Consider the following 25,706-nt stretch of genomic DNA (forward strand, 5'->3'; position numbering starts at 1 on the left):
CAATTTTTTTGAAAAAAGTAAATTATGGCAATGAACAAAAACACTGTCCTAGGTTGGGCAACGCTTATAATGATTTTAATGGGAATATTACTTATTGGGTTAGCAATATTCAAGTATGATGAAATAGCTGGATATGGCTTTGGTGCTGTTGGTTTAGGTTTTTTTGCAAATGCATGGGTGTTTAATGCCCTAAAAGGTAGAGTTTAATTAAGAAAATACAAGAAAATGAGCGACGATAAAAAAGTCATTTTTTCAATGAATAAGGTCTCTAAGACCTATCAAAGTACAGGAAAACAAGTTTTAAAAGATATTTATTTAAGTTTCTTTTACGGAGCTAAAATTGGTATTTTAGGTTTAAACGGTTCGGGTAAATCTACTTTATTAAAGATTATTGCAGGAGTAGAAAAGAATTATCAAGGAGATGTTACTTTTTCTCCAGGATATAAGGTTGGGTACTTAGAGCAAGAACCGCAATTAGATGAAGAAAAAACTGTTTTAGAAATTGTTAAAGAAGGAGTAGCAGAAACGGTTGCTATTTTAGATGAATACAACAAAATAAACGATATGTTTGGTTTAGAGGAAGTGTATTCTGATCCAGACAAAATGGACAAGTTAATGGCGCGTCAGGCGGAGCTACAAGATAAAATTGATGCTTCAAACGCTTGGGAATTAGATACCAAGTTAGAAATTGCTATGGATGCCTTACGTACCCCTGAAGGAGATAAAAAAATCGGAGTATTATCAGGAGGAGAGCGTCGTCGTGTAGCCTTATGTCGTTTATTATTACAAGAACCAGAAATTTTATTATTAGATGAGCCTACCAACCATTTAGATGCAGAATCTGTTCACTGGTTAGAGCATCATTTAGCACAATATAAAGGAACGGTAATTGCGGTAACGCACGACCGTTATTTCTTAGATAATGTTGCAGGATGGATTTTAGAATTGGATAGAGGAGAAGGTATTCCTTGGAAAGGAAACTATTCTTCTTGGTTAGATCAAAAATCTCAACGTTTAGCACAAGAAAGTAAAACAGCTTCTAAGCGTCAAAAAACGTTAGAACGAGAGTTAGAATGGGTACGTCAAGGAGCAAAAGGTCGTCAAACAAAGCAAAAAGCACGTTTGAAGAACTATGAAAAGTTAATGAGTCAAGACCAAAAGCAAACGGAAGAAAAATTAGAAATCTATATTCCAAATGGTCCACGTTTAGGTACGAATGTAATTGAAGCTACTGGTGTTTCTAAAGCTTATGGAGATAAGTTATTATATGAAAACTTAGAATTTAATTTACCACAAGCAGGAATTGTAGGAATTATTGGTCCGAACGGAGCAGGTAAAACTACTATTTTTAGAATGATCATGGGAGAAGAAACTCCTGATACAGGAAGCTTCTCTGTTGGTGAGACAGCTAAAATAGCATATGTAGATCAGTCACACTCAAATATTGATCCTGAAAAAACTATTTGGGAAAACTTCTCAGAAGGACAAGATTTAGTGATGATGGGAGGGAAACAAGTAAACTCTAGAGCTTACTTAAGTCGTTTTAATTTCTCAGGAAATGAGCAAAACAAAAAGGTTTCAACATTATCTGGAGGAGAGCGTAACCGCTTACATTTAGCAATGACGTTAAAAGAAGAGGGTAACGTATTGTTATTAGATGAGCCAACAAACGATTTAGATGTAAATACGCTACGTGCTTTAGAAGAAGGTTTAGAAAACTTTGCAGGTTGTGCTGTTGTAATTTCGCATGATAGATGGTTCTTAGATCGTATCTGTACACATATTTTAGCTTTTGAAGGAGATAGTCAAGTGTATTTCTTTGAAGGATCTTTCTCTGATTACGAAGAGAATAAAAAGAAACGTTTAGGAGGTGATTTAATGCCAAAACGTATTAAATACAAGAAGTTAATTAGATAATAATTAGTTGTCATAAATTATATAAAACAAAACTCGAAGTTAGCAGCTTCGAGTTTTTTCTTTTTCTATAACAATTATCCCCCCAATGTTAAACTGTTTTGTAGATAGTTTTTCATAGTAATGGTATTATGTTACTATTTTAAATTTAACAATAATCATTCCGAAAGTTTATTTTTTTTATTTAATTATTGCTTTAAATGTAATTTATAATGGTTTTAATTAACGTGTTTTAAAATTTAATTATTAAAATAACAAAAGCTCACCAATTGGTGAGCTTTGTATATCTTAAGGTTGAGAATCAAATATTTAAACCTGATAAATAAATGGAGATTAAATAGTTCTCTAGTTATGCACTTCCTTTTTTATTGATGATAAGCAGCATTATGCGCTAAATCTCCACCACAGCTGTTACATTTTCCTGTAGTATCTCCACCACCAGCACAACCATTGGTACAGGTATAATGATATTGCCCAGAAGCATTTGGTCCGCTAGAAGTAGTTGGAGTTATAGGTGTTGATATTGGTGAATTAGAAGTTGTGTTTTGTGAATTGTGAAACGCAAGGTTATGAGCAAGAGGAGTTTTACAAACAGGACAAGCAGTACCTTGAACACTTGAAGTTCCTCCTTCGCACTTTTTAGGGCATATATAATGCGCTCCTCCAATAATATTAACAGAGTTATTATTAGTATTTGGAAGTTGAGGAGTTGGGCGTTCGCTAAATGGAACAGTTAACGGATTTACAGGTGCTTTTTTTTCTTCTGTTTTACAAGAGTAAAAACAGCATAATAATACGAATAGTGTGAATAATTTTTTCATATTCAAATATAAAAAAACCTCGTTAAAAAAGACGAGGTTTTAATTATATAAAGTATATGATTTTTATAAGTGAATTACTTCATCGTAAGCATCAGCAACAGCTTCCATAACCGCTTCACTCATGGTTGGGTGAGGGTGAATTGCTTTTAATACTTCATGACCAGTAGTTTCTAATTTACGCCCTAAAACAGCTTCAGCAATCATATCGGTAACACCAGCACCAATCATATGGCATCCTAACCATTCACCGTACTTAGCATCAAAAATTACTTTTACAAATCCGTCAGGAGTTCCAGCAGCTTTAGCTTTACCTGAAGCAGAGAATGGGAATTTTCCAACTTTTAATTCGTAACCTTTTTCCTTTGCTTGTTCTTCAGTTAAACCAACAGAAGCAATTTCAGGAGTAGCATAGGTACAACCAGGGATGTTTCCATAGTCGATAGCTTCAGTATGTAATCCAGCGATTTTTTCAACACAAGTAATTCCTTCAGCAGAAGCAACGTGAGCTAATGCTGGACCAGGAGTAACATCACCAATAGCATAATAACCAGGAATGTTAGTTTGATACCAATCGTTTACTAAGATTTTATCTCTATCAGTAATAATACCCACATCTTCTAAACCGATGTTTTCAATGTTAGTTTTAATACCAACTGCTGATAATACGATGTCAGCTTCTAAAACTTCTTCTCCTTTTTTAGTTTTAACGGTAGCTTTTACTCCGTCACCAGAAGTATCAACAGATTCTACAGAAGAACTAGTCATTACTTTAATTCCGGCTTTTTTGAAAGAACGCTCCATTTGTTTAGAAACATCTTTATCTTCTACAGGAACAATTGTTGGCATAAACTCAACAACAGTAACGTCAGTTCCCATTGAATTATAAAAGTGCGCAAACTCTACTCCAATAGCACCAGAACCTACAACAATCATTGATTTTGGTTGTTTAGGTAAGCTCATTGCTTCACGATATCCGATAACTTTTTTACCATCTTGTGGTAAACTTGGTAATTCACGAGAGCGAGCCCCTGTAGCAATAATAATGTGGTCAGCAGAGTACTCAGTTACCTTACCATCTTTATCAGTAACATCTACTTTTTTACCAGCTTTTACTTTACCAAAACCATCGATGATATCAATTTTGTTTTTCTTCATTAAGAACTGAACACCTTTGCTCATTCCTTCAGCAACACCACGACTACGCTTAATAACCGCTTCAAAATCTTTATCGATTGCTTCTGCTTTTAAACCATACTCATCAACATGTTTTAAATAATCATATACTTGAGCAGATTTTAATAATGCTTTCGTAGGAATACATCCCCAGTTTAAGCAAATTCCACCTAAGCTTTCTTTTTCAACTACAGCGGTTTTAAATCCTAATTGAGATGCTCTAATGGCAGTTACATAACCTCCAGGACCACTTCCGATTATTAATACGTCGTATTTCATGTCGTTTATTTTTACTTGTTGTTTGTTAATTTATTACATTCTTTCAGGAACCTGAATTCCTAATAAATTGAATGCTGATTTTATGGTGTCAGCTACTTTTTTAGATAACTGAACTCTAAATATTTTTTTATTTTGATTTTCTTCTCCTAAAATGGATACGTTTTGGTAGAATGAGTTAAACTCTTTTACCAAATCATAGGTGTAATTAGCAATCACAGCAGGAGAATAGTTACTCGCTGCTTGTTGAATTACTTCAGGGTACAATTCTAATTGCTTGATTAATTCTTTTTCTTTCTCGTGTAATTCTACTGATACCGAAGAAGAATAATTGAAATCAGCTTTACGTAAGATCGATTGAATTCTCGCATACGTATATTGTACAAACGGACCTGTATTCCCCTGAAAATCTACCGATGCTTGTGGGTCAAACAAAATTCTCTTTTTAGGATCAACTTTTAAAATAAAATATTTTAAAGCACCTAATCCAATAATTTTATATAATTCCTCTTTCTCTTCAGTTGAATAGCCTTCCAACTTACCTAACTCTTGTGAAATTTCACGAGCCGTATTGGTCATTTCGTCCATTAAATCATCAGCATCTACTACAGTCCCTTCACGAGATTTCATTTTTCCAGAAGGTAAATCTACCATTCCATAACTTAAATGGAATAATTGTTTAGCCCAAGAATAGCCTAGCTTTTGTAAGATTAAGAACAACACTTTAAAGTGGTAATCTTGTTCGTTACCTACGGTATATACCATTCCGTTTACATCAGGAAAATCTTTAGAACGTTGGATAGCAGTACCAATATCTTGCGTCATGTACACCGCAGTTCCGTCAGAACGTAATACTAGTTTTTCGTCTAGTCCTTCGTCAGTTAAATCACACCAAACGGAACCATCATCTTTTTTAAAGAAAACACCATTTTTAAGTCCTTCTTCAATAACATCTTTTCCTAATAAATAGGTATTACTTTCGTAGTATAATTTGTCAAAGTTAACTCCGATGTTTTCATAAGTAACATCGAACCCCTTATACACCCATCCGTTCATCATTTCCCAAAGGGTAACAACTTCTTTATCTCCAGCTTCCCATTTACGAAGCATTTCTTGTGCCTCTAAAAATAATGGGGCTTGTTTTTTAGCATCTTCTTCAGAAATTCCTTTTGAAACTAATTCAGAAATTTCTTTTTTATACTCTTGATCAAACTTTACGTAGTAATTACCAACCAGTTTATCTCCTTTTAATCCTGTAGATTCAGGAGTTTCGCCTTCTCCAAATTTTTTCCAAGCCAACATTGACTTACAAATATGGATACCACGGTCGTTGATAATTTGTGTTTTATATACTTTATGTCCTGCTGCTTTTAAAATTTCAGCAACAGAATACCCTAATAATACATTACGAACATGTCCTAAGTGTAAAGGTTTGTTTGTGTTTGGAGAAGAATACTCAACCATTCGAGCATCTGTTTCATCTTCCTTTACAAAACCATACCTTGCATCTGCTGCAATTTCATTAAAAAAGTTTACGTAGAAAGAATCGTCAACTACCAAGTTTAAAAAACCTTTTACAACATTGTAGTTGGTAATTTCGTTGATGTTTTCAACCAAATACTTTCCTAAATCTTCACCAATTTGAACTGGATTTCCTTTTTTGTACCGTAATAGCGGGAAAACGACAACGGTAATGTCACCTTCAAAATCTTTACGGGTTGCTTGAAATTCTACACTTGGAATTTCTACATTATACAGGGCTAAAAATCCTTCTTTTACTTTCGTTTCGATTAACGATTGAATATTCATTGGTTCTTTTTGATTATCGCACAAAATTAGTGTTTTTAATTTTTTATTCCCACGATTTCACTGATGATTTTTTGAGAGGTAAAAATGGTAGACTTCAAAGTCGCTTTTGTACCTTTGCATTATGGATAAAGACCTTGAAAACTTATCAAAATTAGCGAAAGACGCTTTACAGGAAAACAAAAAGTATTTTCAGAAATTAAAAAAGCGTACACCTAAACGTTTAGACTTACTAATGCAAGAATTGCATGAGGAAGAATTTGAACGTACAGATTGTTTGGAGTGTGCCAATTGTTGTAAAACAACCTCGCCAATATTTACCGAAAAAGATATAGAGCGTATTGCAAAACACTTAAAAATGAAAGTGATTGATTTTACAAATCAATACCTACGAAGAGATGAAGATAATTTTATGGTCTTACAATCAGCTCCGTGTACTTTTTTAGATGAATCTGATAATACATGTTTTATTTACGATGTACGTCCGAAAGCTTGTTCAGAATATCCACATACGAATCGTAAAAAGTTTATCCAGTTAGCCGATTTAACAATTAAAAACACAGAGGTTTGTCCTGCAACATACAGAATAGTAGAAGAGCTTAAAAAAAGGTTGCCTCAGTAGGGGTGAGGAGTAATTTATTTTTTCCTATTTTTAGGAAAAATATAATACTTTGGAAACCCTTATACATTATTTTGAAACCATTCCTTCTAGTCATAGAAGTATAATTTTAGTTGGTGGAATAACTTTTTTCTGGTTGTTAGAATCTGGTATTCCTTTATTTAAGTTCAGATATAATAAATGGAAGCACGCATGGCCAAATTTGTTTTTTACAGGAACAACGGTGGTAATTAATTTTGCTTTGGCTTTTTTATTATTGAGAACAGCCGATTGGGTACAAGCAAATGATTTTGGATTGATTAATTGGCTTCCTGAAATGCCATTATGGTTGTATGTATTGTTAGGTATATTGTTTTTAGACTTTTTCGGAGCTTATTTAGCACATTTAGTAGAGCATAAAGTGAAACCTTTATGGATGGTACATTTAGTGCATCATTCAGATCATAAAGTAGATACCACGACAGCAAACAGACACCACCCGATAGAAAGCGTTATTCGTTTTACATTTACTTTACTAGGTGTATTTTTAGTAGGTACTCCTATTGCTATTGTTATGTTATACCAATCAATGTCTTTGGTGTTTACACAATTAACACACGCTAATATTAGGATGCCAAAAAAATTGGATAGAGTATTAAGTTATGTTATTGTTTCACCTGATATGCATAAAGTACATCATCATAACTTATTGCCTTATACTGATTCTAACTACGGAAATATTTTTTCTATATGGGATCGTTTATTAGGAACTTACATGGAATTGGATAGAGAAAAAATTGTTTACGGAGTAGATACCTTTCCTGACGAAGAAAAAAATTCTAGTTTAAAAGAGTTATTAAAACAGCCTTTTCAAGGATATCGAAAACCAACTAATTTTGAAGAAAAAAATTAAACTCCGTTCTTATTTTAATACCTTTTTCCTTTTTAATATCTAAAAGTTGTTGTTTTAATAAAAGATAACTTTTTAAGTCAATTTCAGGGTTTATTGAAATAAGGTAGAAATTATGTGCCTTTAAAGAGCCTAATTTAACTATGTCTTTTTTGGTGTTGATTTCTATTAAACTTGGTGAGAATTTTTTAAAGTATTTTTCTCTGCTTAATAATTCAGGAACTTTGTTTGGAATTTTATAATTGTAATATTTTTCAATTTGTGAATTCCAAAATTGAAATTTGTCTAAAAAACCATTGTACAGATTTGTTTTTGGGTCATAATTTGTTATTAATAAAGCTGCTCTTAAATTCCCTAGTTGGAAATAAGAATTAATAAGATCAGTGGTTTCAATTTTGTCACCAATGTAGATAACGGGTATAGGGATATCAAAGTGTATGTCAAATTCAAAACGATATATTTCATTAAAATCGGAAGTGATTTTATCATTTAATTTTAATGTTGTAACTCCAGAGCTATTTTTAAACATATGGAACCCACCATAAAACCTAACTAATGAGTCAGTTGTAATTAGATCTAAGTTTTTAATATCTATTAAATCATAACTAATTAATTCATCATTATAAGAATAACCATCCCAGAAGCCATATTTATTATTGTTTATAAGGATTGTAGAATCTTTATTATTAAAAGAAAAATTATAAACTAAAGTGTCTTTTTTTAAGTAATAAGTTATTTTGTTTTTTGATATTTTAAATTTTCCTTTTGTAACATATGTGTATATATCTTCTAAGTAAACAGAATCATTTTTAAAAGTTAATGAAGGTAAATAATAGGAAGAACTATCTTTATCAATATTCATCCAAACCCCTTTAAAATTATCAGGATTGAATTCTTTTTTACATGAAGTAAGACCTAAAATAAATAAAAAATAGATTAACTTTCTCATAATACAGTTTTTTTAATCTTATCAAGAACTAGACCTTTTTTGAATTAAACTCATTATTTTCTTACCTCTAGCTTTACAACCTTTACTTTCATGAATAACTTTTGTTCGAATGATATATTCCAGTTCAGGATGTACCCAATCTTTTTGTAAACCCAAAAGGTATAACGTATTCATAGTATAAGCCTTCACTGCTATTTTTTGATCGGTTATTAACCAGTCAAACCCTGTTTCAATAATTAAATCAATTTGTTGTTTAGTGAGCTTTTGTTTTACTTCGTTATCTGTTTTAGAAGCGTACGCAGTAGCCAATTGTTCACATATTTTTGCGCAAGGTCTTAAGGCACTATCAAAGTGTACTTGAGCTAATTTTTCAGTAAAAGCATCTAAATATCGTAGTATATTTTCAATTCCGTGATGGGTACAAATCCATTCCAATACCCAAGCGGCTTTAATGGATAGTTTATTGTCGACATCAAAAGTAAATTCTACTAAGTTTTTTACAAGTTTTGGGTTTTGTAATACAATATTTGAAGCTTTTTCTCTGTTTATTCTAGCAGCAGTATCAACATCATTTAAAACAGAAATTAAAAAATCAGCTTTCATATTGGTATGGTTTGTGTAAATTTGAATAGTAAAAGAAATAATAGCATGATAAATATAAAAAGGATATTTTCAACAACACTTCTATTGTCTGCATTTTTTATAACTACTGCGCAGGCACAAAAAATAAATCAGTTAGATGCTAACGGAAAGAGAGATGGTGTTTGGAAAAAATATTATGATGATGATAAAAATGATGTTCGATATACTGGGCAGTTCAAAAACGGTAAAGAAATAGGAACTTTTAAGTTTTATGAACCAAACTCTTATGGAATACCCTCTATGACAAAAGAATTTTCGGTAAAATCTGATAGTGCTTTTGTTCAGTTTTTTACTCCAAAAGGAAAAGTAAAAACAAAAGGATGGATGATAGGAAAAAAGAGAGTAGGTAAGTGGGTTTATTATTTTTCTGATGGAAATATATTTTCAGAAGAAGAATATGTGGATGGTAAGCTAGATGGAGTTGTAAAGAACTACTACAGAAACGGAAAGTTAACAGAGGAAACTTATTATAAAAAGGGAGAGAAAGATGGAGTCTCTAAAATTTTTACTGATTCAGGTATTATGATTGAAGAGGTAAATTATGTAGCTGGAAAACTTGAAGGAGAAGGTAGATATTACGACTTAAAAGGTAGTCTAAAAGAAAAAGGAATGTATAAAAACGGAAAAAGAGACGGTAAATGGGAGTTTTATATGGATGGAGAGGTTGTTACCGATAAAAGAAAAAGAACCATACATACAATCCCCAAAAATTAAGAGCTAGAGATAGTAAATACAAAATTAAGTTTATAAGAAATGATGATGCACTCAGGTATACTTGAGTCCATCAATTTTTATAATGATGTCATCAATTATTTCCATAATAAAAACATTTATTATTTCGTAAATTTGCAGCTTCAAAAGTACAAAATGAAAAGAGTAGTAGTGGGACTTTCAGGAGGTGTAGATAGTAGTGTAACAGCTTATTTACTAAAAGAGCAAGGGTATGAAGTTATCGGGCTGTTTATGAAAAACTGGCATGATGATTCAGTAACTATTTCCGATGAATGTCCGTGGTTAGAAGATAGTAATGATGCAATGATTGTTGCTGAAAAATTAGGAATTCCTTTTCAAACAGTTGATTTAAGCGAACAATACAAAGAACGTATCGTTGACTATATGTTCAATGAATATGAAAAAGGACGTACACCTAATCCTGATGTATTATGTAATCGTGAAATTAAGTTTGATGTGTTTATGGACATCGCATTAAGTTTAGGAGCTGATTATGTAGCAACAGGACATTATTGTAGAAAAGCAGAAGAAATTATTGATGGAAAACCTGTGTATAAGTTATTAGCAGGAAAAGACACCAATAAAGACCAATCATATTTTTTATGTCAGTTATCGCAAGAACAATTATCGAAAGCATTGTTCCCTATTGGAGAGTTGACAAAACCTGAAGTTCGTGAAATTGCAAAAGAAGCTGATTTAATTACTGCGGATAAAAAAGATAGTCAAGGATTATGTTTTATTGGAAAAGTAAGACTTCCTGATTTTTTACAGCAAAAATTACAACCGAAAGAAGGAGATATCGTCCGTATTCCGGATGAATTTGAGCAGTACAATCGTTCAGTTCCAGAATTTGAGAATAAAGAAGCAGAATTGGAATATTTTTCAACTAAATTCTCTTATAATAAAGAAGACGGAAAGGTAGTTGGAAAGCATCAAGGAGCACATTATTTCACTAAAGGGCAACGAAAAGGATTAGCTGTCGGCGGAACAAAAGAACCACTATTTGTGATTGAAACCGATGTTGATACCAACATTATTTATACAGGAGAAGGTAAAAATCACCAAGGACTGTATCGAAGTGTATTATTTGTATCAAATGAAGAATTGCATTGGGTACGTGAAGATTTAGCTTTACAAACAGGAGAAATGATGGAAGTAGAGGCACGTATTCGCTACCGTCAACCATTAGAAAAAGCTACGTTGTATAAAGTTGACAACGGAATTTATGTAGAGTTTGAAAACCCACAATCAGCTATTCAAGAAGGGCAGTTTGTAGCTTGGTATAAAAACGAAGAGCTGTTAGGTTCTGGTGTGATTTCGTAATCTTATAATTCAAATAAAAATAAAATAAGACCTCGATTTTTTCGAGGTTTTTTTGTGCTTGCTATTTAATGATTGTACATTTACGCGATGCAAAATAAAATTACCAAACTTTTTAATATACAGTATCCAATTGTTCAAGGCGGAATGATTTGGGTTAGTGGATGGAAGCTTGCCTCAGCAGTGTCTAATGCAGGCGGATTAGGTTTAATAGGAGCAGGATCTATGTATCCAGAAGTACTTCGTGAACACATTCAAAAATGTAAAAAAGCAACAGATAAACCTTTTGGTGTAAATGTACCAATGTTATATCCTGATATTGAAAAAATCATGGATATTATTGTTGAAGAAGGGGTGAAAATAGTGTTCACTTCTGCAGGTAATCCAAAAACATGGACTTCTTTTTTAAAGGAAAAGGGAATTACAGTAGTACATGTAGTAAGTTCGGTAAAATTTGCATTAAAAGCAGAAGAAGCTGGAGTTGATGCTGTTGTTTGTGAAGGATTTGAAGCAGGAGGCCATAATGGACGTGAAGAAACTACGACGTTTACACTAATTCCTATGGTGAAAGAACAGGTGAAAATTCCTGTAATTGCTGCGGGAGGTATCGGTTCGGGTAGAGGAATGTTAGCGGCAATGGTATTAGGAGCAGATGGAGTACAAATTGGAAGTCGTTTTGCAGCTACTATAGAATCTTCAGCACATGATAATTTTAAAAAGACAATTGTTGATGTAAAAGAAGGGGATACTCATTTAACATTAAAGGAGTTAGCACCTGTACGTTTGGTGAAAAATAAGTTTTATCAAGAAATACAAGCATTATATCAACAAGGACCAACCGTAGAACAGTTAAAAGAATTGTTAGGGCGTGCTCGTGCAAAACGTGGTATGTTTGAAGGAAACTTAGATGATGGGGAGTTAGAAATAGGTCAAATAGCAGGGCTTATCCATGAAATTAAACCAGCAAAAGAAGTGTTGGAAGCTATTGTTACTGAATATGAACAGGTGAAAAAAGAGCAGTTGTTTTAGGTAGTATTTTTTATTGTTAATATTTTATATTAGAAAAGTATAGTGGAAGGAGATGTTATAGATTTTATTAAGCTTAAGTTAGGTTATATTGTTTTAGATACATCCGAATCGTTTGATTTAATAGGTACAGATGGCTTAGATGCAGAAACTTTTTTTTACGATTTTGAAAAGCATTTTAATATTAATATGACAAGTTTCGAATTTGATATATATTTTTCTGGCGAAGCCCCATTTCATAACCTATTAAGAAATATGTTTAAATATTGGGGAATGCAAAAATATTTTTCAATAAAACATTTAATAGAAGTTGTTGAACGCAAGGAATGGTTTGATCCTGTCTAAGAGTTAATAGAAGTAAGAAATAATTACAAAATATATTGTGAATAAAAGCTTTAGGGTTGTTTTATCAATGGTTATTACAAGTGTTATTGCCAGTTTTGTGTTTAATTTTAATAGCTTAGGGACAAATAAACGCATTTCTGATGAGTGTAAGAAAGAGGAGTTTAAAGCTATTTTAATTGAAAAACAGAAAACTAATCGAGCGTATGTTCTAAAGCTAAAGAAAAGAGATGGCTCTTTTTTTGAGCCTAGATGTGGAGTTTCAGAAGAATTATTTTATAAGATATCTTTAGGTGACTCACTTATAAAAAATAAAGATGTTAATGAGTGCTTTATTAAAACAAGAGAAGAGAACATAGATATTAAATTAAAGTATTTTGATGAATAAAGCAGATGAAGTATAAGTATTAGATATAGTACACTTATGTTAATTATACTAAAAGTAGAAATAAGTTCTAAAATATTACAAGGAATTTTTTAATAGAAAATTATGGATACAGATGTTTTTATTATGATTTTTGCTGTTTCTATTGTTATTTTATTTTTGGTTTTAATAGTTAAATTCTTATTAAACCCATTATTTTTTCCAGAAACATTTCCCAAAAAAGAAGTGCACAATTTTATGGAAAAAAGAAGGTTAACATTAAAAAGTTATAAGAAAGTTAACAAAAATGCTTCTACTCTTTTTGAAAAAGACTTTAAAGTTAAAAATACTAACTTTCCTAATAGTATTATGATATCCCTTTTTTTATATAGAAAATCATATTTTAAGATTGTTTATGATAATGATAATGATAATGATAATGTTTTGTGGTTAAAAGTATTAAAGTCTAATTCTTTTTTTGATAAAAGTAAAATAGTATTTTATTTAGAAGAAGAAACAGTGATTATATAAACCAATTGATTTGGTATGAATACTTTGAAAGAGAGTAAAAAACACTCATGATATTTCTCTCCTCTGGTCAAAACGATGTCTTTATGGGAGTAATCTCATGAAGAAGATCATAAATGATATAATTATCTCTTTAAAATGAGTTACAAACATTCTTGAGATTTCTCCTTTCGTTACACTTCAGTTCGAAATGACAACTTTTTAAGAATTATTCTTAGCCTTAATAAAATCAGAAATTAAGTAGCTGATATATTTCCCTACTTGTCCGTTAGCAATGTCATCTTTAACAACTGCTGGAGCACCCTCACAAATGTGTAAATAAGAAGCATTTTGTAGCTTTCCAAAATAATGAGTGAATCTACGTGCTTGCTGTGGTGTAAATCCGCTAGGTGTCATGGCACTACTAGGGAAGTGTTGTATGCAATCCAAATCGATTTCAATTCCGAAAGGAGTATTTTCTATAAAACTTTCAGCGCGTTGTAACTCACCATCAAAGGAAGTAGATTGATATACTTCTAATTCTTCAAACGTATTGTATTCTAGATTAATATTGTCGTGAATCATCTCGAAAATATACTGAGGCGTGTAGTTTTCATGCAATCCAAACATAAAGTAATTTTGAATATAACCTTCTTGCAACGCATACGAGAATCCGTTACCGCTATGACGTTCTTCTAAACGACGTAAATCGGTATGCGCATCTAGGTTAATTACATTTACAGGTTGTTCCTTTCCTTCAGAAAGTCCTTTAATGTTTCCGTAAGCGTTGTTATGACCTCCACCAATAATAATTGGTGTTTTACCACTTTTAACAATGACTTTGATAAGGTTAGAAAGTTCTTTATCAATTACTTTTACTAATAAATCACCTTTCTCTCTGTCGTTAACGTCAAAGCTATATACATTGTCTAAACAATCTAAATATCCTAAAACTATAATGTTATTTCCGTCAATAAACTGATTCTGCTGTGTATTTAAAAATGCCTTTAAAGCAGGAACAAAAGCAGTGTGAGCACCTCCATTTCCACCATTCATACGAACACCAATATCTTCAGGGACTCCTAAAATAACAAAAGAAGCAGTTGAGTTTTTAAGTTCCTCTTGTAGCTCTTTTTTAGAATTGATGGTCGCAACACATTCTCCTAACTTTGTTTCACCTTCACGAGGCGTTACAAACTCTTGTATGTCTTTTTCGTTGAATATTGTTAGCATATTGTATTTTCTTTTTAGGAAACGTCATTTCGAACTGAAGTGTAACGAAAGGAGAAATCTCAAGAATGTTTGTAACTTACCTTAATGAGATTCCTCGTTACCACTCGGAATGACAGGGTATAATTTACAGTTTATTTCCGTTGATAAATACTGAATCAATTAAATTACTTCCGAAGGAATACGGTAAAAATCCATAAGAAGGAATTTCCTTTGTAAGGATTAAATTCGCTTTCTTTCCTTTGGTAATACTTCCAACTTCTTCAGATAAATTCATAGCATAGGCTCCGTTAATCGTTGCTGCATTAATCGCTTCTTCTGGTGTCATTTTCATTTTAATACAAGCGGTTGCTACTACAAAGTTCATGTTTCCTGATGGAGTAGACCCTGGGTTATAATCGGTAGCTAAAGCTAAAGGTAATCCTGCATTGATAATATCACGTGCAGGTGTGTACGGAATACTTAAAAAATACGAACAAGATGGTAAGGCAACAGGCATGGTTTGCGTTCCTTTCAATGCTTCAATATCTTCTGTATTCATAACTTCTAAATGGTCTACAGATAAGGCATTGTGTTTTATACTTACTTGAACTCCACCAATAGTTGTAAACTGATTTACATGTACTTTTGGTGTTAATCCGTATTGTTGAGCAGCGGTTAAAATTCTGTCGGTATCTTCTACCGAGAAATATCCTGTTTCACAGAAAGCATCTACAAAATCAGCAAGGTTTTCTTCTGCAACTTTAGGTAGCATTTCATCAATAATTAAATTGATGTATCCTTCTTTATTGTTTTTATATTCGGTAGGGAAGGCATGCGCTCCTAAAAAGGTAGCTTTTACAGGAATGTTGTAATTCTCGCGTAGTTTTTTAATAACACGTAACATTTTTAATTCAGCGTCTACGGTTAAACCATATCCTGATTTTATTTCAACTGCACCCGTACCTAAAGCAATAACTTCTTCTAATCGTTTTGCCGATTGTTGGTATAGCTCTTCTTCTGACGTTTCTTGTAACTTCTTTGCAGAGTTTACGATACCACCACCACGATTGGCAATTTCTTCATAACTCAATCCGTTAATTCTATCTACAAACTCTTGCTCACGATTGCCTGCATATACAATATGCGTATGCGAATCGCACCAAGTAGGCAACATCATTTTACCAGTACAATCCACAGTTTTATCAGCAGAAGTAGGGGCTTTTTTCATGCTTCCATAGTCAGTAATAATACCGTTTTCAACCAATAAAAAAGCATTTTTAATGGTAGGTAAAATGTTCATCGCAGCTCCTGATACTTTTTTAGTGCTTGTTTCTCTAATTTGGATTAATTCTTTGATGTTTATGAATAAAGTTGTCATGTTGAATGCTTAAATTTGTTAGACAAACTTACGGTAAAAACTACAATTTATGATACATTTTTTAGGAGTGATTTGCGTTTTAATACTCTTTTCTATTTCGTTAATTCACGTTTATTGGGCTTTTGGTGGAACTTTATGGGTAGATGCTGTAATACCTACTAAAACAGCAAATGAAAAAGCGATGAATCCACCTAAAGCACTAACTTTTCTAGTAGCTATAGTAATAGGTGCTTTTGCGGTTGTGTATGCAGAAAAAATACAGCTATTTACGCTGAATTCAATGCCTACATGGTTGCAAGACTATGGACTTTACGTTGTGGCTAGTATTTTTCTCATTAGGGCTATAGGTGATTTTAAGTATGTAGGCTTTTTTAAGAAAACCAAGGCAACAGAGTTTGCCGTAAACGATACTAAGTATTTTTCTCCACTATGTTTATTTTTAGGAGTGGTTGGGTTGTTGATAGTTTTTTTGAGGTAAACTAATTTGGTAACCTTGTTGTATAAGAAAAGTTGCAGTTATAAGGTATTGAATTGTTGATAACCCTTCGGAATTATCAACAATTCAACACACCCAAAATTAACAATATGAGATAATTAAAAAAAGAAATAGTAATTTTTAAAAAAAACTGGACTAGTGCTTTTTATAGGACACGGTGTTGGCAGTAGTTATTCTTCAAAGCATTCTTCTAAGAATTAAATTAAAGGATTGGTTATTAAACTTTCATTTAGTTCGCCAATAGCGTTATTTATTCCAGTATGATCATATATACTTCCGTGAATTTGCGATACTGAGACATTACTTTCCTCAAGAGCAGATATAAAGTCATCGGCTATAGCTAATCTTTCGGCATTTCCACGTTTTGCTACAAAAAACTTTGGATAAGAAATACTATTTCTAATATTAAAAATAGGTGATGCTTGAGTATTTAAATTAATGTCAGTGCCAAAGGAATTAATATATAAGTTATTGTTTTCTTGAACTTTATTAACAACATTATAACCTTCTGTATCTATTTATGTGTAGTTTTACAGCAAGCATTCATAATCCTCAGTGCAAAGCTTTATATGAAAGAATCGTTTCAAAAGGAAAAAGTAAAAAGCTAGCACTAATAGCAGTATGCAATAAATTAATAAAACAAGCTTTTGGAATAGCTAGGTCCGGTCTAAATTACGATCCTAATTATGCAGTAAATTAGAGTGAAATTATTTGGATTTTAGCTTAGTTCATTGTTGTAAGTAGTTTTTATTCCTTTTTTATTAATGTCCATTTTTCTCCCTTTTCATTTGTGTATGAGATAAGTCCAAATTCTTTATCCCATTCAAATTCGGTCAGTCCAAATTTTCCATTTAGATTCGAATAAGGACAATTATTTTTGTTAAACGTGTAAACATTTTTCCATTCAGTTTTTAATTCAGATTGTTTTGTTTTCGGAAGAATATTATTGAAACTGCTAAATTCCAAATTTAATAAGCGAATGACAGGACTTGCATCTTTCTTTTTTTCATTCGCGTTAATTTGTATAAAATAGTCTTCGACTAAATTGAAAGTGTCCTTTTTAATTTTGTAATCTATACGAGCAAATTCTTTGTCAAAATTAGAAACAAAAGGGTTGCATTCTCCTTTGGGTTCTTTTGTGATTTTATTAGTAATGAAAATTGTATCAAAATCATTGAGTTGCGATTTGAAAATCAATTTATTTCCTGCTTCGTAATTATTGAACCAAGTTTTATCGTTTTCAGTAAAATAGACATTTGTGCAATCCGAACCACAAGATTGTATAATTACACAAATAATTATGAGGATTAGGTATTTCATTATCGATTTGGTTAAATTACTTACAACGTTTTGGCTATGCGCAGTGTCCCGCAGGGCATTGCGTATAGGTGTTGTTGGTAAACTGTTATTTTTTAGGGGGTAAAACTTTATAAGAAAATCTTGCTCTATCGTCAATGCTACCTTCTCTATGATATTCTCTTTTACTTCGAACGAAAAACTCAATATCAAAAGAATCTCTAACGTGATTTTCTTCTATTCTTATGGAAAAAGTATTCCCACTAGTCTTGGTAAGCTCACCACCAGCGTATACACTCCCCCAAAACTCTAATTCTTCACCATATGGATCACTGGCGGTTAAAATAAATTCAATCGTATCACCGGGTCTTAGGATTGTAGAGCTCTTTTTTGAGTATTGATTAGATATTATTTTGTTTCCATAATTATCTTGAACTATATCAAATTTTGGATAATAGTTTTCTGACGAATCTTCTTTCATACTTCTGTATTTCACAAGTCTAGTTTTGATTTCACCACTAATACCCAAAACCAAGTGTTTTTGATGTGGTAATAATTCTCTTCTATGAGCATCTGGATTACGATACTTTCCTAATAGTTTTAAAAACAAAAGAATTTCTTTTTTATCTCCCAATGCTTCTTTCATTTCAGAGTCCCAATTTTTGTGAATTATTGTTTCGAGGTCATAAAAATCAGCATAGTACAAAATACGTTCGTCAATATTGCCAGAGCTGAAGGATTTAGCCTCTTCGCTTTTTCTTTCCTTCCATTTAACTATTCGGTCTTCAGATACACCTATGCTTTCTAACCAGTTTTGCCCGTATCTAGAAGTCAATTGAGAAAGTAGAAAATCTCTTAAAACATTTTCAGCATCTTTTAGTGCTTGCGTAACGTCCATTATTATTTATTTATCAATGTTTACCAACGTTTTTGTGTATGATTAGTGGCGTGTTTAAGCACCTAATTTAGTAAATACAAACTAAATAGAAAATCCGCGAGGATTTTCAGAAGTAGGCAATTGCCCAAGCAATTAATTATACACGTTGTTGTACACAGTTTTTATTTCTCCTTTTTTGATTAAATCAATTAATTCACACCTTTTTTCCGAATTGGTTTGTTCTGTGAAATTTTCTCCAATTCTAACAAAATCGTATGGAATATATTTGTTTTCAGATTCGATTGTTTTTTCAAAACTACTTTCTCCATAAGCGAGAAGTGTTGTCTTGTCCGAACTATTAGAACTCAACAAGATTCTTTTTAATTCTCCGTTTTTTTGCTTGACGAAAACCCTAAATTGAGAGCTTTGTAATTCCAATTCAGTTGGATAGAAAGCAATTCCATTTTCGTCAAAAATAATTTGCTCTCGTCTATGAATTTTTTCAAATGTTTGTCCGAAATCAGTGTTGTCAATAATAATTGCAGTTCCTTTAAAGTTAGCCGGTAGAATTAAGTCAACTTTTTGAATATCCGCAAAATAGAATGTGATTTCATAGTAAGCTTTAGAAATTGGATAATATAAAATCAAAGGTGTTAAAATCCAGATTAGCTTTTGTTTCAGTTTAAGTGTTCCGAATGAAAGAGTAATTGCACCGATTATAAAAACAGGAACACCGATTATTCCTCCCATAAAAACAAAAAATGGAATTAAAAATCCAAATATGATTAATCCAATTCCAATTTTGTCAAATTTGTTCATTTCTCAAATTGTGTACAACGTATTTGTGTATGATTTCGTTGCGTGTTTCAGCAACTGATTTAGTAAAAAAACAAAGGCAATAATTCAGCGCGAGGATTTTCCGAAAGGAAAATCAGAAGCAATGAATTATACACGTTGTTGTAGCCAGTTATTTTTTTAATTCAATTTTTCCTATTTCAAATGTCTCCGGCAAATTCTGAATATCCTTTTCTGAAATCATATATTCACCACTAAAGCTATCGTCAAACTTTATCTTATACTTTTTGATTGAATATGAAAAACCAATATCAAAAAGACCAGCTCCTTCTGGTCTTAGAGTATTTGATGAAGAACTATAATTGCTTAACTCTATTCCTTCAGTCAATTCTTCTTTCAGTTCTGCAAATTCTTTTCCTTCAGGTTTTACTCCGCCGATAGTATGAGAATATCCTCCGTTTTCATTATCGGTTTTGTTAGATTCGTTACTCATTAATTGTTCTAAAATAAGGTATTGTTGACCTTCAAATTCTGTTTTTCTTAACCAGAGTCCATTTTCCATTGGTAGTTTTGGAAGAACATTTACTTGAATTTTTTCTGTTGTATATTTTTTACCGTTAAATTCTAAATTAAAAGGTCCGATTTCATATTTTTTTGCTTTTTTGAAAATAATTACTCTTTTAAAATCATCCGATTGCATTCCGAAAATTGATGTTGAGCGAGTAAATTCCACGTTCTTTCCTAATTCTTTTTTGAAATAATCAGTCAAAAAGTCAACGTTAATTGAAAATGTAACGCTTTGTCCAACTCTCGGTTCGGGATTATCGATTTCGATTTTCAGTTTTTTTTGTCCAATTGCATTTAGTGAACAGAAGATTAAAAGTAAAAATGTTATTTTTTTCATATCGTTTTGTCTAATTGGCTACAACTTGTTATATCTCAAACTTTAGTTGTTTTATCCCGATAATAGCATGGGATAACATAAAGTTTAACAATTTTTATTCTCTCAAATATAAAAAAATAACATGAAAAGGAAGGTAGCTTTTATTTTTCGTTAACCCAGTTCAAAAAATCTTTAAAAACAACGTTCCAATACTTTTCATATTTTCCATTCTCTAGTTCTTTTCCAAATCCATGGTCTAAACCTGAATAAGCCTTGAATGTTAAATTGTTTTTCTGTTTCCTAATAAATTCTATTGGAATTAGGTAAGCGGATTCAGGAGCTACAGCCTGATCTTTTGTTCCAATAGCTACAAATAGAGGCTTTGAAATTTTTAATAAATTGTCAATTGGTGGTTCAGAAAAAGAACTCCATCTTTTATAACTATTATTTTTACCTGCCCAATATTTATCGGTAGCATTAGGGTTTGCCATTATTTTTTTAAAATCTTCTAATATTGAATTGATCTCTCTTTGTGCTTCTTTTTCACTAATTAAGCCTTTAGCTAATTTCTTTCTAGTAAATGTAATAAAGTCAATAAACTGTGTGTTTCCTCCACCAGACAAATACCCAAAATGAGTTATACTAGTATTTATTGTTCCTAGTTTAGCTACAACATCGCTTCCTTCAGAGTGTCCGAGAGCAATAACTTTTTTGAATTTATTTGGATACTTTTTAGTTATACTGTTAATTACTTGGTTAGCTTGATGAGTTCGATACGCTAATGTTTGGTTTTCATAATATGATTTAGGAACAGGAAACTCCTCATCCATTTTTGTTAAGAAAGGAAATCCTTTTTTAGATATTACAACAAATAGATAATTATCAGGCAAAAGGTTAAAATCATGAGGTAATGTTGTTCCAACATACGTTTTTCCGTTTTCTTTCATTGTTTGATATAGAGACATTGCTTTGGATCCTTGAACATATAAGAGAAGAACATTGGTAGATTCAATGTCTTTTTTAGCATATGTGTGATAGTTAATGGTGTCTTTACTTGTTACTACAGAATAGTGTTTAAAAGTCTTTAAGTCTTTTGTTCTTTGGCTAAAGGCTGTTGAACAAATACATAACGATAATAATAGTGTAAGTAGTTTCATCTCAATTTTTTTAATTTTTATATGATTAAAGACTGAAAAGAAAAGTGGGCGTTGCAAAACGTATATTTAAAAGTATATTTAACTGGCATTCAGATGTATAATTTCGTAACTTAGTGTTGATTTTATAAAAAACAATAGTTATGCATTATCACGACGGACATTTTTGGGGAATGCACTTTGTATGGTGGATTGTTTGGATAGTAATAGGAGTATTCTTTTTCTTGTTTTATAGTTCTTTATTCCAAGTAACAAAAAAAGAATCTCCGTTAGAAGTCCTTAAAAGACGTTTTGCAAAAGGTGAAATCACCAAAGAAGAATATGAAGAGGCTAAAAAAATATTAGATTCTTAAGTGTAATAAAAAAGAAACCCTTTGTAAAAACTACAAAGGGAACTTTATTGGCACCGCCGAAGGGTATAATATCTCGAGGTTATTTACTCTAATACTCAATTTTATCTTCTTTTTCAGACCATTTTTGAAAAGGTTCTAAGGCGATGTTACGTCCTATTTGCTCAAACGGAATACTTCTCTTTTCGTATGGCAACGGAATTTCTTTGTAAATAAATTCATCATCAAAACCAATGTTAGCAGCATCTTGTTGGTTACTACCGTAAAAAACTTTATCAGGACGCGCCCAATAAATAGCTCCTAAACACATAGGGCAAGGTTCGCAAGAAGTATATACAATACAACCATCTAACTGAAAAGAACCTATATTTTTACAAGCATCACGAATGGCTGTTACTTCTGCGTGAGCTGTAGGGTCGTTGGTAGAAGTAACTTTGTTGTTTCCTCTTCCAATGATTTTTCCATTTTTAACAACAATACAACCAAAAGGTCCTCCTTCGTTGTTTTGCATTCCTTTTAAAGCTGCTTTTACAGCTTCACTCATATATTCTTCGTGTGTATTCATTGTTTAATTTTTATAAAAAAAGGAATACAAAGCTAAGTCTTTTCTTTCATTTCATTTATGAAGTAACATACAATTTTAATCGTTGATAAGCTTTTTTAATACATAAGTAAAATGACACTCGATCTTAAAATAGGGCGTGTCGTAACTATAATTAGATAACTCATGGTATCTTTTTTAATATTCAAACAGGGTTTATATAACTTGTTGTTTAAAATCAAAAACTAATCAATCATGAAATTAACATCAAAGTTTATTTTAAATACATTGCTTATAATGAGTATTGTGTTTTTAAATTCTTGTAAGAAGAAAGAAAAAGAAGCTGAAAAAAAAGATGAAGAAGTAGCTTACAATAAAACAGCAACCCAAAGTTTATGTGAAAGTGATTGGTTCCCTCACACACAAACCCCAGCCCCTTCAGAAGGAAAAGGAAGTCCGTTTGATGTATCGAGCACAACCAATGCAATTTTTCATCAATGGTCTTGGCAAAAGTTTTTATGGCTAACTAAACCAGAATATCAAATAGAAAAACTAGCAGTAAAGCAGGAGGGAAAGGAAGTTCCTTTATACGTAGGAGAAACGTTACCGTTGTTTTTAAACCCAAAGAAAATGCACCAAGTTACAGCTCATATGCAAGATGTAAAACAAAAAGAAGGAGCTGCTTTGGTTTTAGTAGATACTGCTCAAGCAGGATCGGGCGGAACTTTAAAAACAAACCCTGGGTATAACGAAGATGGGGTTTTAGAAACAGTATTTTACTCAATTCACATAAGTCCTACAATGAGAGAAGCATCAAGAAAGTATAGAGATTCTATAGTTAGCGGAACTTTAAGTGGAAATAATCAAGCATCTTTTCCAGTGGGCTCTTTAGAGTTAAAAGTATCATGGACACCAGTAACTGCTATTGCTGAAGAAGAAATAGGTAACTATTATACAACTGTTGCAGCTTTAAGTAGAGATGGAGAAATATATACAAATACTGAAGTAGCTTTATTAGGAATGCACGTTGTAGGTATTGTAGAGAATCACCCAGAGTTTATTTGGGCTACATTTGAACATGACGATTTAGCACCAAACTATAATTGGAAAGACAATAACGCAACTTCATCTACTAATAAATTATTATTTGCTGAAGGAACTACTACGGGAATTGACGGTATTGTATGGAGTAGTGGTAGTGCTAAGCTACCATATAAAGCGTACGATTTATTTAAGTATGGGGTTCCAAGAGATAGTGTAGGAAACTTTATGAACACAAGCCAATCAGAACCTATAAATTTTGACAATATTGATAATCTTAATACTTGTGTAAAAGAAAGTTTAACTGATGTTTGGAAAAATTACTTTTACAATGGCTCTCTTTGGATTGATACAGATGGATTGACTGCTGAAGAGCAAACAGCTACAATAAATAGTTTAGGAGGAAACATAGGAAACGCAACACCTGATAGTACTTCGGTAGCAAGAGGATCAGTAAATTGTGCTAATGTTACCATGGAAACGTATACACAAACTTTTAAAAGTAGTTTAAAAGATATTGAAGCAGATAATTTAGCAAACTGTTTTAGCTGTCATAATGCTGTAAATTTTTCAACAAATAAGAAATCACCGCTATATATAAGTCATGTTTTTAACGCTTACTTATTAAGAGGAGAAGGAAAAACATTTAATGAAGTAGAAGCTATTAAAGCAAAACAAGAAGTAGAAGACTTTATGAGAAATAGCTTAAAGTAGAGTTTTTAGATTGACTTTACAAAAAAGCCTCCTCAGTGTTAAATTACTGGGGAGGCTTCATTTATTAAATAGTTTTAAATAAATTTCTCTAGTAAATAAGAGGTTATTTTAAACTTCCAATCATGTCTTCTGGTTTTACCCATTCGTCATATTGTTCTGGAGTTACATATCCTAAACGTACAGCTTCTTCTTTTAAAGTAGTTCCGTTAGCATGTGCTGTATTTGCAATTTCAGCAGCTTTATAGTATCCAATTTTAGTATTTAACGCGGTAACTAACATTAATGAGTTGTTTAATAACTCAGTAATTCTTGTTTGGTTTGGTTCAATACCAGCAGCACAATTTACGTCGAAAGACACACATGCATCTCCAATTAATTGAGCTGATTGTAATACGTTAGCGGCCATCATAGGTTTGAAAACGTTTAATTCGTAGTGACCTTGTGTACCACCAACAGTTACTGCAACATCGTTACCCATAACTTGTGCACAAACCATAGTCATAGCTTCTGCTTGAGTTGGGTTTACTTTTCCTGGCATAATAGAAGACCCTGGTTCGTTAGCAGGAATAATAATTTCTCCAATTCCAGAACGAGGTCCTGATGCCATTAAACGAATATCATTGGCAATTTTATTTAAAGAAACAGCTAATTGTTTTAAAGCTCCGTGAGTTTCTACTAAAGCATCATGAGCAGCTAAAGCTTCAAATTTATTTTCAGCAGTTACAAATGGTAATCCTGTAAATTCAGCAATATATTTAGCCACTAACACATCATAACCAGCAGGAGTGTTTAATCCAGTTCCTACCGCAGTTCCTCCTAATGCTAATTGAGCTAAGTGTGCTAATGTGTTCTTTAAAGCGTTTAATCCGAAGTTTAATTGCGCTACATACCCAGAAAATTCTTGCCCTAAGGTTAGGGGAGTAGCATCCATTAAGTGTGTACGTCCAATTTTTACAACATCTTTAAAAGCTTCTGCTTTTGCTTGTAAAGTATCTCGTAATTGCTCAACACCAGGAATAGTTACTTCTACAATTTTTTTGTAAGCTGCAATGTGCATTCCAGTAGGGAAGGTGTCGTTAGATGATTGTGATTTGTTTACATCATCGTTAGGTTGAATTGTTTTTTCGCCTTCACCAATCACTTTTCCAGCAATTTCATGAGCACGGTTTGCAATTACTTCGTTAACGTTCATGTTACTTTGCGTACCAGAACCTGTTTGCCAAATTACTAATGGGAATTGATTATCATGCTTTCCTTCTAAAATTTCATCACATACTTGTGCAATTAAATCACGCTTTTCAGTAGCTAAAACACCTAATTCTGCGTTAGTGTATGCAGCAGCTTTTTTTAAGTATGCAAATCCGTATACTACTTCTAAAGGCATAGAGGCAGCAGGACCAATTTTAAAATTGTTACGAGAACGCTCAGTTTGCGCTCCCCAATATTTATCAGCAGGTACTTCTACCTGTCCCATAGTGTCTTTCTCAATTCTATATTTTGTCATTTGGAATGATTTAAAATGCTAAAAATTAATGATGTCCAAAATTACAAATTCTAATAGTTTTTACGAGCGATTTTTATTAGATTTT

Annotated in this window: 27 protein-coding genes and 1 pseudogene; 14 read left to right on the forward strand and 14 right to left on the reverse strand. The window is 32.1% G+C overall.

Going from position 1 to position 25,706, the window contains the following annotated elements:
• Window positions 1-30: 30 nt before the first annotated feature.
• Both N534_RS14350 and ettA read left to right on the forward strand, forming a co-directional pair.
• Window positions 31-207: a CAL67264 family membrane protein gene (locus N534_RS14350; RefSeq protein ID WP_231517298.1), complete on the forward strand. Its 177-nt coding sequence runs from the start codon at window positions 31-33 to the stop codon at window positions 205-207.
• Between the two features lie 18 nt (window positions 208-225).
• Window positions 226-1,917, forward strand: a complete 1,692-nt coding sequence (ettA, locus tag N534_RS0103110) for an energy-dependent translational throttle protein EttA (RefSeq protein WP_028891082.1) — start codon at window positions 226-228, stop codon at window positions 1,915-1,917.
• A gap of 362 nt (window positions 1,918-2,279) precedes the next feature.
• On the opposite strand, the gene N534_RS0103115 is transcribed toward ettA, so the two are convergent.
• The 3 genes from N534_RS0103115 to argS all read right to left on the reverse strand — a co-directional run bounded on the left by N534_RS0103115 (window position 2,280) and on the right by argS (window position 5,993).
• Window positions 2,280-2,735 carry a hypothetical protein gene (locus N534_RS0103115; RefSeq protein ID WP_028891083.1) on the reverse strand — a complete coding sequence of 152 codons (456 nt, stop codon included), beginning with the start codon at window positions 2,733-2,735 and terminating at the stop codon, window positions 2,280-2,282.
• Between the two features lie 63 nt (window positions 2,736-2,798).
• Entirely contained in the window at window positions 2,799-4,187 is a 1,389-nt protein-coding gene (gene lpdA / locus N534_RS0103120) for a dihydrolipoyl dehydrogenase (RefSeq protein WP_081728269.1), read from the reverse strand.
• 33 nt (window positions 4,188-4,220) lie between these two features.
• On the reverse strand, window positions 4,221-5,993 hold the full coding sequence (gene argS, locus N534_RS0103125) for an arginine--tRNA ligase (protein ID WP_028891085.1): 1,773 nt from the start codon (window positions 5,991-5,993) through the stop codon (window positions 4,221-4,223).
• A gap of 121 nt (window positions 5,994-6,114) precedes the next feature.
• On the opposite strand from argS, the gene N534_RS0103130 reads away from it, so the two are divergent.
• On the forward strand, window positions 6,115-6,612 hold the full coding sequence (locus tag N534_RS0103130; protein ID WP_028891086.1) for a YkgJ family cysteine cluster protein: 498 nt from the start codon (window positions 6,115-6,117) through the stop codon (window positions 6,610-6,612).
• A 49-nt stretch (window positions 6,613-6,661) separates the two neighbouring features.
• Entirely contained in the window at window positions 6,662-7,501 is an 840-nt protein-coding gene (locus N534_RS0103135) for a sterol desaturase family protein (protein ID WP_028891087.1), read from the forward strand.
• Here the strand turns inward: N534_RS0103135 and N534_RS0103140 are convergent.
• Entirely contained in the window at window positions 7,479-8,447 is a 969-nt protein-coding gene (locus N534_RS0103140; RefSeq protein WP_028891088.1) for a hypothetical protein, read from the reverse strand. The two genes, N534_RS0103135 and N534_RS0103140, sit on opposite strands and share 23 nt — an antisense overlap.
• 21 nt (window positions 8,448-8,468) lie before the next feature.
• Complete coding sequence (locus N534_RS0103145; protein ID WP_028891089.1) at window positions 8,469-9,050, reverse strand: hypothetical protein; 582 nt, start codon at window positions 9,048-9,050, stop codon at window positions 8,469-8,471.
• A 45-nt stretch (window positions 9,051-9,095) separates the two neighbouring features.
• Here N534_RS0103145 and N534_RS0103150 point away from each other — a divergent pair, with 45 nt between their 5' ends.
• The 6 genes from N534_RS0103150 to N534_RS0103175 all read left to right on the forward strand — a co-directional run bounded on the left by N534_RS0103150 (window position 9,096) and on the right by N534_RS0103175 (window position 13,404).
• Window positions 9,096-9,803 (forward strand): toxin-antitoxin system YwqK family antitoxin, encoded by a 708-nt coding sequence (locus N534_RS0103150; RefSeq protein WP_028891090.1) that lies wholly within the window; start codon window positions 9,096-9,098, stop codon window positions 9,801-9,803.
• 45 nt (window positions 9,804-9,848) lie between these two features.
• Window positions 9,849-11,144 carry a tRNA 2-thiouridine(34) synthase MnmA gene (gene mnmA, locus N534_RS0103155; RefSeq protein ID WP_081728278.1) on the forward strand — a complete coding sequence of 432 codons (1,296 nt, stop codon included), beginning with the start codon at window positions 9,849-9,851 and terminating at the stop codon, window positions 11,142-11,144.
• Window positions 11,145-11,231: 87 nt separating this feature from the next.
• Entirely contained in the window at window positions 11,232-12,170 is a 939-nt protein-coding gene (locus N534_RS0103160) for a nitronate monooxygenase family protein (RefSeq protein WP_028891092.1), read from the forward strand.
• Between the two features lie 42 nt (window positions 12,171-12,212).
• Window positions 12,213-12,512: a DUF1493 family protein gene (locus N534_RS0103165; protein WP_028891093.1), complete on the forward strand. Its 300-nt coding sequence runs from the start codon at window positions 12,213-12,215 to the stop codon at window positions 12,510-12,512.
• Between the two features lie 37 nt (window positions 12,513-12,549).
• Entirely contained in the window at window positions 12,550-12,897 is a 348-nt protein-coding gene (locus N534_RS0103170; RefSeq protein WP_156025537.1) for a hypothetical protein, read from the forward strand.
• 102 nt (window positions 12,898-12,999) lie between these two features.
• Entirely contained in the window at window positions 13,000-13,404 is a 405-nt protein-coding gene (locus N534_RS0103175; RefSeq protein ID WP_028891095.1) for a hypothetical protein, read from the forward strand.
• A gap of 198 nt (window positions 13,405-13,602) precedes the next feature.
• Here N534_RS0103175 and N534_RS0103180 read toward each other — a convergent pair whose 3' ends face one another.
• Entirely contained in the window at window positions 13,603-14,613 is a 1,011-nt protein-coding gene (locus tag N534_RS0103180; RefSeq protein ID WP_038005278.1) for a formimidoylglutamase, read from the reverse strand.
• A gap of 124 nt (window positions 14,614-14,737) precedes the next feature.
• The gene (gene hutI / locus N534_RS0103185; RefSeq protein ID WP_028891097.1) at window positions 14,738-15,970 is read right to left on the reverse strand and encodes an imidazolonepropionase; all 1,233 of its coding nucleotides are present in this window, start codon (window positions 15,968-15,970) and stop codon (window positions 14,738-14,740) included.
• Window positions 15,971-16,019: 49 nt separating this feature from the next.
• Between hutI and N534_RS0103190 the strand changes: the two genes are divergently transcribed.
• Complete coding sequence (locus tag N534_RS0103190; RefSeq protein ID WP_028891098.1) at window positions 16,020-16,448, forward strand: DUF3995 domain-containing protein; 429 nt, start codon at window positions 16,020-16,022, stop codon at window positions 16,446-16,448.
• 532 nt (window positions 16,449-16,980) lie between these two features.
• Window positions 16,981-17,166, forward strand: a pseudogene (locus N534_RS15495) (IS110 family transposase); the annotation flags it as partial.
• Window positions 17,167-17,213: 47 nt separating this feature from the next.
• Here the strand turns inward: N534_RS15495 and N534_RS0103200 are convergent.
• The 5 genes from N534_RS0103200 to N534_RS0103220 all read right to left on the reverse strand — a co-directional run bounded on the left by N534_RS0103200 (window position 17,214) and on the right by N534_RS0103220 (window position 21,474).
• A complete protein-coding gene (locus tag N534_RS0103200) occupies window positions 17,214-17,786 on the reverse strand; it encodes a hypothetical protein (RefSeq protein ID WP_028891100.1) in 573 nt (190 codons plus the stop codon).
• A gap of 85 nt (window positions 17,787-17,871) precedes the next feature.
• A complete protein-coding gene (locus N534_RS0103205) occupies window positions 17,872-18,660 on the reverse strand; it encodes a hypothetical protein (RefSeq protein ID WP_028891101.1) in 789 nt (262 codons plus the stop codon).
• Between the two features lie 132 nt (window positions 18,661-18,792).
• Window positions 18,793-19,458 (reverse strand): hypothetical protein, encoded by a 666-nt coding sequence (locus N534_RS0103210; RefSeq protein WP_028891102.1) that lies wholly within the window; start codon window positions 19,456-19,458, stop codon window positions 18,793-18,795.
• 148 nt (window positions 19,459-19,606) lie between these two features.
• The gene (locus N534_RS0103215) at window positions 19,607-20,338 is read right to left on the reverse strand and encodes a hypothetical protein (RefSeq protein WP_028891103.1); all 732 of its coding nucleotides are present in this window, start codon (window positions 20,336-20,338) and stop codon (window positions 19,607-19,609) included.
• A 140-nt stretch (window positions 20,339-20,478) separates the two neighbouring features.
• Window positions 20,479-21,474 carry a dienelactone hydrolase family protein gene (locus N534_RS0103220; protein WP_051435829.1) on the reverse strand — a complete coding sequence of 332 codons (996 nt, stop codon included), beginning with the start codon at window positions 21,472-21,474 and terminating at the stop codon, window positions 20,479-20,481.
• 140 nt (window positions 21,475-21,614) lie between these two features.
• On the opposite strand from N534_RS0103220, the gene N534_RS0103225 reads away from it, so the two are divergent.
• Window positions 21,615-21,824 carry an SHOCT domain-containing protein gene (locus N534_RS0103225; RefSeq protein WP_028891105.1) on the forward strand — a complete coding sequence of 70 codons (210 nt, stop codon included), beginning with the start codon at window positions 21,615-21,617 and terminating at the stop codon, window positions 21,822-21,824.
• Between the two features lie 88 nt (window positions 21,825-21,912).
• On the opposite strand, the gene N534_RS0103230 is transcribed toward N534_RS0103225, so the two are convergent.
• On the reverse strand, window positions 21,913-22,386 hold the full coding sequence (locus N534_RS0103230) for a nucleoside deaminase (RefSeq protein ID WP_028891106.1): 474 nt from the start codon (window positions 22,384-22,386) through the stop codon (window positions 21,913-21,915).
• Window positions 22,387-22,617: 231 nt separating this feature from the next.
• Here N534_RS0103230 and N534_RS0103235 point away from each other — a divergent pair, with 231 nt between their 5' ends.
• A complete protein-coding gene (locus tag N534_RS0103235; protein ID WP_028891107.1) occupies window positions 22,618-24,117 on the forward strand; it encodes a hypothetical protein in 1,500 nt (499 codons plus the stop codon).
• Between the two features lie 103 nt (window positions 24,118-24,220).
• Here N534_RS0103235 and fumC read toward each other — a convergent pair whose 3' ends face one another.
• Window positions 24,221-25,621 (reverse strand): class II fumarate hydratase, encoded by a 1,401-nt coding sequence (gene fumC / locus N534_RS0103240; RefSeq protein WP_028891108.1) that lies wholly within the window; start codon window positions 25,619-25,621, stop codon window positions 24,221-24,223.
• Window positions 25,622-25,706 lie beyond the last annotated feature (85 nt).

Source organism: Tenacibaculum sp. 47A_GOM-205m (assembly GCF_000518405.1).
GTDB classification, from domain to species: domain Bacteria; phylum Bacteroidota; class Bacteroidia; order Flavobacteriales; family Flavobacteriaceae; genus Polaribacter; species Polaribacter lutimaris.

Bases quoted from the DNA above. Each gene is read 5' to 3' on its own strand.
- N534_RS14350 (WP_231517298.1), top strand. From the start codon at position 31: ATGAACAAAAACACTGTCCTAGGTTGGGCAACGCTTATAATGATTTTA.
- N534_RS0103235 (WP_028891107.1), top strand. From the start codon at position 22,618: ATGAAATTAACATCAAAGTTTATTTTAAATACATTGCTTATAATGAGT.
- N534_RS0103175 (WP_028891095.1), top strand. From the start codon at position 13,000: ATGGATACAGATGTTTTTATTATGATTTTTGCTGTTTCTATTGTTATT.
- mnmA (WP_081728278.1), top strand. From the start codon at position 9,849: ATGCACTCAGGTATACTTGAGTCCATCAATTTTTATAATGATGTCATC.
- N534_RS0103150 (WP_028891090.1), top strand. From the start codon at position 9,096: ATGATAAATATAAAAAGGATATTTTCAACAACACTTCTATTGTCTGCA.
- N534_RS0103205 (WP_028891101.1), bottom strand. From the start codon at position 18,660: ATGGACGTTACGCAAGCACTAAAAGATGCTGAAAATGTTTTAAGAGAT.
- N534_RS0103140 (WP_028891088.1), bottom strand. From the start codon at position 8,447: ATGAGAAAGTTAATCTATTTTTTATTTATTTTAGGTCTTACTTCATGT.
- fumC (WP_028891108.1), bottom strand. From the start codon at position 25,621: ATGACAAAATATAGAATTGAGAAAGACACTATGGGACAGGTAGAAGTA.
- N534_RS0103145 (WP_028891089.1), bottom strand. From the start codon at position 9,050: ATGAAAGCTGATTTTTTAATTTCTGTTTTAAATGATGTTGATACTGCT.
- N534_RS0103210 (WP_028891102.1), bottom strand. From the start codon at position 19,458: ATGAACAAATTTGACAAAATTGGAATTGGATTAATCATATTTGGATTT.
- N534_RS0103200 (WP_028891100.1), bottom strand. From the start codon at position 17,786: ATGAAATACCTAATCCTCATAATTATTTGTGTAATTATACAATCTTGT.
- N534_RS0103130 (WP_028891086.1), top strand. From the start codon at position 6,115: ATGGATAAAGACCTTGAAAACTTATCAAAATTAGCGAAAGACGCTTTA.
- N534_RS0103180 (WP_038005278.1), bottom strand. From the start codon at position 14,613: ATGCTAACAATATTCAACGAAAAAGACATACAAGAGTTTGTAACGCCT.
- lpdA (WP_081728269.1), bottom strand. From the start codon at position 4,187: ATGAAATACGACGTATTAATAATCGGAAGTGGTCCTGGAGGTTATGTA.
- N534_RS0103215 (WP_028891103.1), bottom strand. From the start codon at position 20,338: ATGAAAAAAATAACATTTTTACTTTTAATCTTCTGTTCACTAAATGCA.
- N534_RS0103230 (WP_028891106.1), bottom strand. From the start codon at position 22,386: ATGAATACACACGAAGAATATATGAGTGAAGCTGTAAAAGCAGCTTTA.
- N534_RS0103225 (WP_028891105.1), top strand. From the start codon at position 21,615: ATGCATTATCACGACGGACATTTTTGGGGAATGCACTTTGTATGGTGG.
- hutI (WP_028891097.1), bottom strand. From the start codon at position 15,970: ATGACAACTTTATTCATAAACATCAAAGAATTAATCCAAATTAGAGAA.
- N534_RS0103115 (WP_028891083.1), bottom strand. From the start codon at position 2,735: ATGAAAAAATTATTCACACTATTCGTATTATTATGCTGTTTTTACTCT.
- N534_RS0103220 (WP_051435829.1), bottom strand. From the start codon at position 21,474: ATGAAACTACTTACACTATTATTATCGTTATGTATTTGTTCAACAGCC.
- N534_RS0103190 (WP_028891098.1), top strand. From the start codon at position 16,020: ATGATACATTTTTTAGGAGTGATTTGCGTTTTAATACTCTTTTCTATT.
- argS (WP_028891085.1), bottom strand. From the start codon at position 5,993: ATGAATATTCAATCGTTAATCGAAACGAAAGTAAAAGAAGGATTTTTA.
- ettA (WP_028891082.1), top strand. From the start codon at position 226: ATGAGCGACGATAAAAAAGTCATTTTTTCAATGAATAAGGTCTCTAAG.
- N534_RS0103160 (WP_028891092.1), top strand. From the start codon at position 11,232: ATGCAAAATAAAATTACCAAACTTTTTAATATACAGTATCCAATTGTT.